The organism is Sphingomonas sp., assembly GCF_031380695.1.
GTDB lineage: Bacteria > Pseudomonadota > Alphaproteobacteria > Sphingomonadales > Sphingomonadaceae > Sphingomicrobium.
On record NZ_JANMWY010000230.1, the window covers coordinates 1 to 9,315 of the forward strand.

Genomic DNA, 9,315 nt, shown 5'->3' on the forward strand with positions numbered 1-9,315 from the left:
CGATCGGGCGTTACGGGCCGTATCTGCTTCACGATGGCAAATACGCGCGGCTGAAATCGACCACGGAAGTGTTCGAGACCGGCATGAACGCGGCGGTGGCGAAGCTGGCCGATGTGGCCGCGGGCGGCGGGCGGCGGACCGGCGGGCGCGAGCCACTGGCGGTGCTCGGAGTTCACCCCGAAAGCGGCAAGGAGCTCAAGGTTATGGAGGGGCGGTTCGGCGCTTATGTCACCGACGGCACGACCCACGCGACTCTGCCTAAATCGGCCGACCCCAAGGCGGTGACGCTGGAAGAGGGGGTCGTGCTGATCGACGAAAAGGCGGCCAAGGGTCCGGCCAAGGGCAAGAAGAAGGTCGCGAAGAAGAAGGCGCCGGCGAAGAAGAAAGCCTAGCGGCAGGCTCGACACTCGGGGTCGGCGGGGAGGCGCATCGTCCGCCATTCGAGCGTCGCCCCGTCGAACAGAAACAGTTTCCCCGCCGCATCGTTGCCGATGCCGACGATGGTACTGACGGCCATTAGCGCGGCGAACTGACCGATCGTGCCGACTAGCGCGCCGAGCACGCCCTGCTCGGCGCAAGTATCGCAATCGTCGGCGTCGAACGCGTCGCCGACGAAGCAGCGGTAGCAGGGCGCTCCAGCAAGATGGCCCCTGAACAGCCCGACCTGGCCCTGGAATTGCGCGGCGGCGGCGGACAGCAAGGGGATGCCGAGCGCGACGGCGGTGTAGCTGACGATCAGCCGGGTGGCGAAATTGTCGGTGCCGTCGAGGATCAGGTCGTGGCCGAAGAGGAGTTCGGCGGCGTTGGCCGGATCAACCCGCGTCTCGATGGCAACGACCTCGACGAACGGGTTGAGCGCATTGACGAATTGCGCGGCGAGGACTGCCTTGCCCTGGCCGATCTGGTCGCTGCGATAGAGCGGCTGGCGCTGGAGGTTGGAGAGGTCGACCGCGTCGCCGTCGATGATCGTCAACTGGCCGACCCCCGCCCCCGCGAGTGCCGGGATCACCGCACAGCCGATGCCACCCGCGCCGACCACCGCGACCCGCGCCGCCTTCAGCCGCTGCTGCCCCGCGCCGCCGACCTGCGGCAGGACGATGTGGCGGGCGTAGCGTTCGAGTTCCTCGTTCGTGAATGGTGCGGGGGTCATCGCCCGGTCGAGCCGAAGCCTCCGGCACCGCGATCCGTCGCGTCCAATTCCGCCACCTCGTCGAACTCGGCCTTCGTCACGGCCGCCGGGACGAGCTGGGCGATGCGTTCGCCACGCCGCACCGGGAAGGGCTCGGGGCCGTGGTTGATCATCAGGATCTTGAGCTCGCCGCGATAGTCGCTGTCGATTGTGCCGGGGGTGTTGGGGACGGTCACACCATGTTTGAACGCCAGTCCCGAGCGCGGGCGGACCTGGATTTCGTAGCCATCGGGGATGGCGAGTTTGAAGCCGGTCGCGACGGCGTGGCGCTGGCCGGGCGCGAGATCGAGGTCTTCGGCGGCGACCACGTCCATGCCAGCCGCGCCCGGCGTCGCATAGGCGGGCAGCGGCAGGTCCTCGCCATGCGGCAGGCGGGCGATCTGGATGCGGATCATGCAAGTTCCTGAATAATGCGGTCGATCAGACGGGCGGCGACGGCGTCCTTGGTGCCGGCCTCCCACGCCTCGTCGCCGGCGGCGGTGATGAGGTGAACCTGGTTGTGGCTGCCACCCATCACGTCGCCCGACACGTCGTTGGCGACGATCCAGTCGGCGCCCTTCGCGGTGCGCTTGGCGGTGGCATTGGCGACGAGGTTTTCGGTCTCGGCCGCGAAGCCGATGAGCAGGCGCGGGCGCTGCGGACGGGCGGCGAGGGTGGCGAGAATGTCGGGGTTGGCGGTGAAGGTGAGTGCGGGCGGACCGGCGCTCTTCTTGAGCTTGACCGGCGACGGTGCGACCTTCCAGTCGGCGACCGCGGCGACGAGGATCGCGACGTCGGCGGGCAGCGCTGCCTCGACCGCGGCGGCCATCTGCTCGGCGGTCTCGACGTCGATGCGGGCGACGCCGCCGGGGGTGGGCAGCGCGACCGGGCCGGCGATCAGGGTGACGCGGGCACCGGCGTTCGCGGCGGCGGCGGCGATGGCGAAGCCCTGCTTGCCCGAGGAGCGATTGGCGATGACGCGGACGGGGTCGATCGGTTCGTGAGTCGGGCCGGCGGTGATGAGGATGTGGTGGCCTGCAAGGGCAAGGGAACCAGTCGCCAAGGACAGTCCTTCGACAAGCTCGGGACGAACGGAAACGAGGGCGACCACCTGTTGGAAAATGTCTTCCGGCTCCGGCAGTCGTCCGGGACCGAACTCGCCGCACGCCATGGCGCCGTCGTCTGGGTCCATCACCGTCACCCCGTCGGCCTTCAACCGTGCCACGTTGCGTTGGGTGGCGGGGTGGAGCCACATGCGGACGTTCATGGCGGGGGCGACGACGACCGGCTTGTCGGTCGCTAGGAGGAGGGTGGTCGCCAGGTCGTCGGCCACGCCGGCCGCCATCTTCGCCAGCAGGTCGGCGGTTGCCGGGCACACCAGGACGATGTCGGCGGCGCGGCTGAGCTGGATATGGCCCATCTCGCTCTCGTCCTTGAGGTCCCACAGCGAGGTGTAGACCGGGCTTTCGGCGAGCGCGGCGAGCGTCATCGGGGTGACGAAATGAGCCCCGCCGGCAGTCAGGACGGGGGTGACTGCATGGCCGGCCTTGCGGAACAGGCGGATCAGCTCGCTCGCCTTGTAGGCGGCGATGCCTCCGCCGACGATGAGCAGGATGCGGGCCATGTGCGGTCCCTGCCAAGCGTGGGCGGGAGAGTCGAGGGCTAGCGCTGTTCCTGGGCCTCCGCTTCGGTTTCGATCAGCGACGGCGGGACGATGCCCGAGGCGAGGATGTCGGCGAAGGCGTCGCGCATCACGAACGGGCGGTGGGCAACCTCGGCACGGTGCGAGGCGAGGGTGAGGAGGTGGTCGAGCTGGAACTTGCCGACGATGTAGCTCGGGCCATAGCCGGGCTGGCGCAGGTAGAGCAGTTGCTCGAACCCGACGAGGCGGCTCGACGCGTCGGACCAGCCGCGCGGGGTCCAGGCGGCGTGGAACTTGCCGGCCTCGGCCAAGCCGATCTCGTTGGCCTGGACGCGCAGCGAGGCGAGACCGCGCGCGGCGCGGTTGGCGAGCATCGCCCACACCAGCTCGCGGCCGTGGGGCTCGTCGTCATAGGCGCCGGCCTGCATCACCAGCTCCTCCATCGCGGTGGCGAAGCCTTCCGAGCGGTCTTCGTAAATGTTGAACAGCGGCGGAGTGTCGCGGATCGGGCTGGGGTGCGGCTCGACCCGCAGGTGCGCCAGCTCGATCCAGTGGTATTGGTGGCTGGCCAGCGGCGCTGGGTCGAACGCGGTGACGTGGGTGAAGAAATTGCGGTTGGCGAGCGGGGTATAGTCGCCGGTTTGCGCGGCGAGGGCGGCGCTGTACTCGGGGCGGTCGACTGTGAATCCGGCGTCGACCATCAGGCGGTAGAGCTGTTGGGTGCGGCGGTCGGCGAATTTGCGATACGCCTTCGGGTCGCCGATCGCGGTGATCGGCGGGGCGTTGCGGTTGCGGACTTCCTCCAGCCGGAGCGAGGCGAGCGAGCGGTCGAGTTCGCGCTGGAGCAGGGTGCGCTGCTGGTCGAAGTTATACGGGCTGAGCAGGACGTGGGTCAGATACCAGTCGTAATTGGCCTTGCCAATGCCCGACGGGCCGATGCGGCGCGGGGCCTGCGCCTTGATCCACCGGGCAAAATCCTCGGTGGCGAGGCGGGCGGCGTGGATGGCGGAGCGCAACGCAGGGCTCGCGTTGTCGAGGTTGGCGGGGCGCTTGCCGGCGAGGTCGTTCATGACGAGCGTGCCAGCCTCGAGCGCGGCGAGCACTTCGGCCTGCTCGGCGAAGGCGCGGTCACCATAGGCCCACAGGTCGTGCGCGGTGCTGGGGGCCAGGTTGGTGCGGGCGTCGGTCAGCAGGGCGGGGACCGCGCCGAGTTGCTCGGTCAGTTTCGCGTCGTCGGCGGGGGACAGCGGCCAGGCATAATTATGCAGGTCGATGTTGGGTTCGGCGGACGGGCCTTCGTGCGCTGGAACGTCGCTCATTTCGGCGAAGACGGTCTGGTAATAGCCCGGGTCGCGCGCCCACGGGCGCAGGACGCGGTGGAAGAAGTCGAGGCCGTCGATCTCCGCCCCGATCAGCCGGGCATCGCCGATCTGCGACGCGCTCCACCCGCGCCGGTCGATCGCGGCGAGGCGGCGGCGGAAGGCGGGGATGCCGGCGGCGCGACGGGCCATGGCGGGGGCGCTGTAGTCGGGGCGGCCGTGGGTGATTGCAGGATGGTTGAATGCGCGCCAGTCGGTAAAAAGGCGGACGAGGGCGGCGTGGGTGGCGGTGGCGGCCGGGACGGGTGCTGGCGGGGCGGCATGGAGCGGCGCGGCCAGCGGCAGGAGCGCGGCGACGGCGAGGAGGGCGTAGCGCATGGGGTGATGTTCCTTGAGCAGAGCGAGTCGGCCGCGATCTTCACCGATGTTCACACTGACGTCCGGTCAAAGTTCACGAAAGTTCACACGGTTTGAGCGTTATGACGGGTCGAAGGGGGCATTCGGTGAGGGTGGCGGATGAGGGAACGATCACGCATCATTCGAGGAGCGTGGCAGAAACGGGAGGTGTAGGACAGGGGAATGAGTCCGGTCTCGTTCCTGCTCTCGACCCAGTGGCAGTCGTTCAACCCGCGTGGGCCAACGACAGTCACCGCTCATCCCTCGGGAATGCCATTCGGGATCAAGCCGGCCGATTGCGCTATTCAGAAATGCACGCTCCTTGCCGCTTGTTGCCATGACGAAATTGCTGATGCTGCTGTGAATTAGAACCGGGACGACACGCCGATGTACGCTTGCATGTCCGGGGAGACGCGGTTGAGGCCGATGTTCGTCCCGGCGTCGAACTGAAGCGTCGGCCGCGCGAGAAAGGCGACCGCGAAGTCGGCCGAATATTGGTGGACATGGCCCACCGGTTCGTAATTCTGCGCGGTCCACAGCTCGGCAGAAACGGTCAGCTTCGATGACAGCGTCTTGCCGACATTGAACGCGCCGACGAGCTGTGCGTGATGGCCGTCGAGATCGGCGTTCTCGAGATCGTCGATTTCCGGCGTGACGGTCAGCGAGAACCCGTCCGGGAGCGTAAACACCCCGGTCGCGACGAGCCCGCCCTCGACCTTGCGATTGCCGATGCCCAGCTTGGCGGTGGGAATCTTCACAAAGGGCTCGAGCGCGAACTGCGCCTCGGCATCGCTCGACGTCAGCCGCTGCTTGACCCGCAGATACAGGTCGCCGACGCCGCGGGTCGAAGTCGATCCCGTCGAATCGCGGGTGTGGATGGTCTCATAGGGCGTGATCGACGCCTCGATGTCGGTTGAATCGCTGAGGCCATATTTGAGCAACGGGTTGGTGTAGAGAATCGTGTCGGTGCGCAATCCGCCGTCGCTGTCCCGCGACCAGTTTACGATGTCGGTCTCAAGCTGGAGCATGCCCTTGGGCACAGTGCAGGCCGAGGTCGCCTTGGACGGCCGGTCGGTGCACAGCGGGGGCGCGCCAGCAGCGACAGCGTCAGACGGCAACAGCGCGGCGACGGCGAGGAGGGCGTGGCGCATGGGGCGAGGATCCTTGGGCGGGGCGATTTGGACGCGATCTTCACGGTGACGTCCGTTCAAAGTTCACGAAAGTTCACACGGTATGGGGGGTGCATTCGGGTCGAAGGGGGCGATCGGTGAGGGTGGTGGACGAGGACCAATGACGCGTCATTGGGGGAGCGTGGCAGAAACGGCGGCTGTAGGACAGGGATTGAATCGGGCGGTCTTGCTGTCACCATTGCTAATTCGGATATCGGCGCAATGTCTGCTTTCGACCCATTGCGGACATTAGCCTTCGGTCGATTTAAGTTGCAATCATCCTCCCCTGGAGGATAACCGCTCCTCGATGAAGCACGAGTCCCATCCCCAAATCGTCAAGCGACTTAAGCGGGCGAACGGTCACCTGACCTCAGTGATCGCGATGATCGAAAGTGGCCGCAAGTGCGTCGATCTCGCGCAGCAGCTTCACGCAGTCGAGTGCGCGATCACGAACGCCAAGCGCGCGCTGATCCATGATCACATTGACCACTGCCTGGCCGAAGGGATTGCTCCGGGCGAGCCGGTTAGCCAGGCGGCGCTGGAGGAATTCAGGCAATTGGCGAAATACCTATGAGGTGCACAGTATGATAAACATTCGCGATTGGCTTGGCTTCGGCGGACACGCGGTGAACGGCGGTCATCCGGCGCACGACGACCACGGCGCTCAAGGTCACGGCCATACCCACGGCGTGATTGACCCGTCGTTGACGAGCTCGGATCGGGGCATTTGGGCGATCAAATGGTCGTTCGTAATCCTCGCCATGACTTCCGCGTTTCAGTTCGTCATTGTTTTGGTGTCGGGATCGGTCGCGCTGCTCGCCGACATGATCCACAATGTCGGCGATGCCACGACCGCTATTCCGTTATGGTTCGCGTTCGTGCTTGCCCGGCGCGAACCGTCCAAGACCTTTACCTACGGCCTCGGCCGGGTCGAGGATTTGGCGGGCATACTCATCGTCCTCATCATCCTGTTCAGCGCGGTATTCGCGGGTTACCAGGCGATCCATCGCTTGCTCAATCCGGAGCCGGTGACGCATCTTGGCTGGCTCGCCCTCGCCGGATTTATCGGCTTCGTTGGCAATGAAGTGGTCGCCGTCTTTCGCATCCGCGTCGGTCGCCAGATGAACAGCGCGGCGCTGATCGCCGATGGCTATCACGCGCGGACCGATGGATTGACCTCGCTGGCGGTGGTGCTCGGTGCGTGCGGAGTGTGGCTCGGCTATCCGCTCGCCGATCCGATCGTCGGCCTGCTGATCACGATCACGATCGGTGGGATCGTTTGGCAATCGGCCAAGGCTGTCATCACGCGAACGCTCGATGGCGTGGACCCCAGTGTGACGGCCGAGATTCGCCATTCGGCCGAACATGTTGCCGGGATTGCGAGCGTAACCGATGCCCGTGCCCGATGGATCGGACACGAATTGCATGCCGACGTCGCAATCCAAGTGGACGAAAAATTGTCGTTGCCCGCCGCGATGGCCATCGCCCGAAATTTGAAGTCCGAACTGCTGGCCCACACGCCCGCCCTCAAGACCGCGAACGTAACATTCGAGCATTCGGAGTTGGCTAAAGTCCATTTGGACGCGGTCGCCGATCGACACTCCGGCCATCATGCGCCCGAGCCGTTTCGCTTTAGAAGTCCGATCAGTGACGGCACGCTAGCCATAGTCGATACGCCGCAAGGCGAGCGGATGCGTCTCACCTTGGAACGCCACAGTGACGACCTCGGCGCCGAGGTTGTAATCAATCGTGAAGGTGAGGGTGTCGAGACAATCCCGCTTTTCACGACCGATGAGCCAATGATCTTGCAAAGCGCCAAAGCGCCCCGCGAGCCCCACGCCTTTCACGCCGTCCTGCAGCTGGTCAAGAAAGATCAGGCTGATCGGCTTCCGTTTGAGATGGCTGAGCCCGAGGGGCACCAACATTAGGCGGGACCGGCGTATGGAACTTTGACTACTGCAATCGAGCTCGCGACAATGCTAATGTCCGCTTTTCACCGATTGCGGACATTGGCCGCGCTCTGATCCACAGTCGAACAAAGCCGCTATTGCAACAGCACTGCCGCCATTGCCGCTGCGCCGACAAACGCCGCGACCACCGCTATCACAACCGTCTCCCACCCCCGCCGCCCCTCGAACACCCGCACCGTTGCCAGTGGCGGCGGCGGCGGGGCGGCGCCTTGCGCTGCAGCACGGCGTCGAGGCGCTTGATCAGTTCGGGGATGAGTTTCGCCGTGCGGGCGAGGTCGATGATCGCGTCGGCGGCGAAGGCTTCGGGGCCGAGTTCGCCGCGGATCCATTCCTTGAGGAAGGGTTCGGCCGCTTCCCACATGTTGACGTCGGGATCGAGCGCGGTGGCGACGCCTTCTTCCATGACCATGGTCTTTTGCAGCAACAGCAGATGGGGCTGGGTCTGCATGTCGAAATCGCGGGTGATCGAGAACAGGCCTTCGAGCATGCGGCCGACACTGATCTCCTTGACGGGCAGGCCGCGGATCGGCTCGCCGACGGCGCGCAATGCGGTGGCGAATTCGGCGACATTGTGGTGCGACGGGACATATTGCGCTTCGAAATGAATCTCGGCGACGCGCTGATAATTTCCGGTGATGAGGCCGTAGAGGATTTCCGCCAGCCACATCCGCGCGCGGCGATCGATGCGGCCCATGATGCCGAAATCGATCGCGGCGAGGCGGCCGTCGGGGAGGGCGAAGAGATTGCCCTGGTGAAGGTCGGCGTGGAAGAAGCCGTCGACCACCGCCTGGCGCAGGAAGGCGCGGATGAGGATGGTGGCGAGCGCCTTGGGGTCGTGGCCGGCCTCGATGAGCTTGTCGCGGCGGGTGAGCTTGATCCCGTCGATCCATTCGAGCGTCAGGACGCGGCGGGCGGTGCGGCGCCAGTCGATCTCGGGGACGTAGAAGCCGGGCTCGGCGAGCATGGTCTGCTTGAGCTCGGAGGCCGATGCGGCCTCGCGCTGGAGATCGAGCTCGCGCCGGGTCCATTGTTTGAAGTGAGCGATGACGAGGCGCGGGCGCAGGCGCTCAGCCTCGCCGCCGAGCAGTTCGACGTGAGCGGCGGCCCATTCATAAGTTTCGAGCGCGCGGGCGAATTCCTCCTCGATCCCGGGGCGCAACACCTTGATCGCGACGGTGCGGCCTTCGGTGGTGACGGCCTTGTGGACCTGAGCGATCGAGGCAGCGCCGACGGGGATGGGGTCGATCGACTGGAACAGGGTTTCGATCGGGCCGCCGAGGCCCGTTTCGATCGCGGCGCGGATGGCGGCGAAGGGGGCGGGGGGGAGCGAGTCCTGCAGCCGCATGAGGTTGACGGCGGCGACGTCTCCCACCAAATCAGGACGCGTGGCGAGCGCCTGGCCAAGTTTGATCGCGGCCGGGCCGATCGCCTGCAGCGCGGCGGCGTAGTCGGGCACGGCGGGCTGGTGTAGGCCGAAGCGGGCGAGGCGGAGCAGGCGGCGGACGGCGGGCGGAGTCAGCGGATCGCGCTCGATCCCCTGCAGCGCGCCGTGGCGGGCGAGCGTGCGGCCCCATTTGAGGAGGCGGAAGAGGTGGGTGGCGGAGGTGGTCATGCGATTCTCCTCCCCACGATTTCGCGGGGAGGTGGCGGC

At 66.2% G+C, this 9,315-nt stretch carries 8 protein-coding genes and 1 pseudogene; 3 read left to right on the forward strand and 6 right to left on the reverse strand.

The annotated features are described in order from the left end of the window. A partial coding sequence (locus tag RMN84_RS08160) for a topoisomerase C-terminal repeat-containing protein (protein WP_309611681.1) occupies window positions 1-392 on the forward strand: 392 nt, incomplete at its 5' end. Here the strand turns inward: RMN84_RS08160 and RMN84_RS08165 are convergent. The 5 genes from RMN84_RS08165 to RMN84_RS08185 form a co-directional block, all read right to left on the reverse strand. Further along, window positions 389-1,150 carry a HesA/MoeB/ThiF family protein gene (locus RMN84_RS08165; RefSeq protein ID WP_309611682.1) on the reverse strand — a complete coding sequence of 254 codons (762 nt, stop codon included), beginning with the start codon at window positions 1,148-1,150 and terminating at the stop codon, window positions 389-391. The two genes, RMN84_RS08160 and RMN84_RS08165, sit on opposite strands and share 4 nt — an antisense overlap. Continuing rightward, the gene (gene dut / locus RMN84_RS08170) at window positions 1,147-1,584 is read right to left on the reverse strand and encodes a dUTP diphosphatase (protein ID WP_309611683.1); all 438 of its coding nucleotides are present in this window, start codon (window positions 1,582-1,584) and stop codon (window positions 1,147-1,149) included. Before dut ends, RMN84_RS08165 begins: the two co-directional genes overlap by 4 nt. Beyond that, complete coding sequence (gene coaBC, locus RMN84_RS08175; protein ID WP_309611684.1) at window positions 1,581-2,792, reverse strand: bifunctional phosphopantothenoylcysteine decarboxylase/phosphopantothenate--cysteine ligase CoaBC; 1,212 nt, start codon at window positions 2,790-2,792, stop codon at window positions 1,581-1,583. The genes dut and coaBC overlap by 4 nt, the downstream gene beginning before the upstream one ends. Window positions 2,793-2,830: 38 nt before the next feature. Next, window positions 2,831-4,507 carry a hypothetical protein gene (locus RMN84_RS08180; protein WP_309611685.1) on the reverse strand — a complete coding sequence of 559 codons (1,677 nt, stop codon included), beginning with the start codon at window positions 4,505-4,507 and terminating at the stop codon, window positions 2,831-2,833. A 383-nt stretch (window positions 4,508-4,890) separates the two neighbouring features. Beyond that, on the reverse strand, window positions 4,891-5,676 hold the full coding sequence (locus RMN84_RS08185) for a transporter (RefSeq protein ID WP_309611686.1): 786 nt from the start codon (window positions 5,674-5,676) through the stop codon (window positions 4,891-4,893). Between the two features lie 325 nt (window positions 5,677-6,001). On the opposite strand from RMN84_RS08185, the gene RMN84_RS08190 reads away from it, so the two are divergent. Further along, window positions 6,002-6,268: a metal-sensing transcriptional repressor gene (locus tag RMN84_RS08190; protein ID WP_309611687.1), complete on the forward strand. Its 267-nt coding sequence runs from the start codon at window positions 6,002-6,004 to the stop codon at window positions 6,266-6,268. Beyond that, complete coding sequence (locus RMN84_RS08195) at window positions 6,168-7,622, forward strand: cation diffusion facilitator family transporter (RefSeq protein ID WP_309611688.1); 1,455 nt, start codon at window positions 6,168-6,170, stop codon at window positions 7,620-7,622. Before RMN84_RS08190 ends, RMN84_RS08195 begins: the two co-directional genes overlap by 101 nt. Before the next feature lie 116 nt (window positions 7,623-7,738). Here the strand turns inward: RMN84_RS08195 and ubiB are convergent. After that, a pseudogene (ubiB, locus tag RMN84_RS08200) lies at window positions 7,739-9,276 on the reverse strand (2-polyprenylphenol 6-hydroxylase). Window positions 9,277-9,315 lie beyond the last annotated feature (39 nt).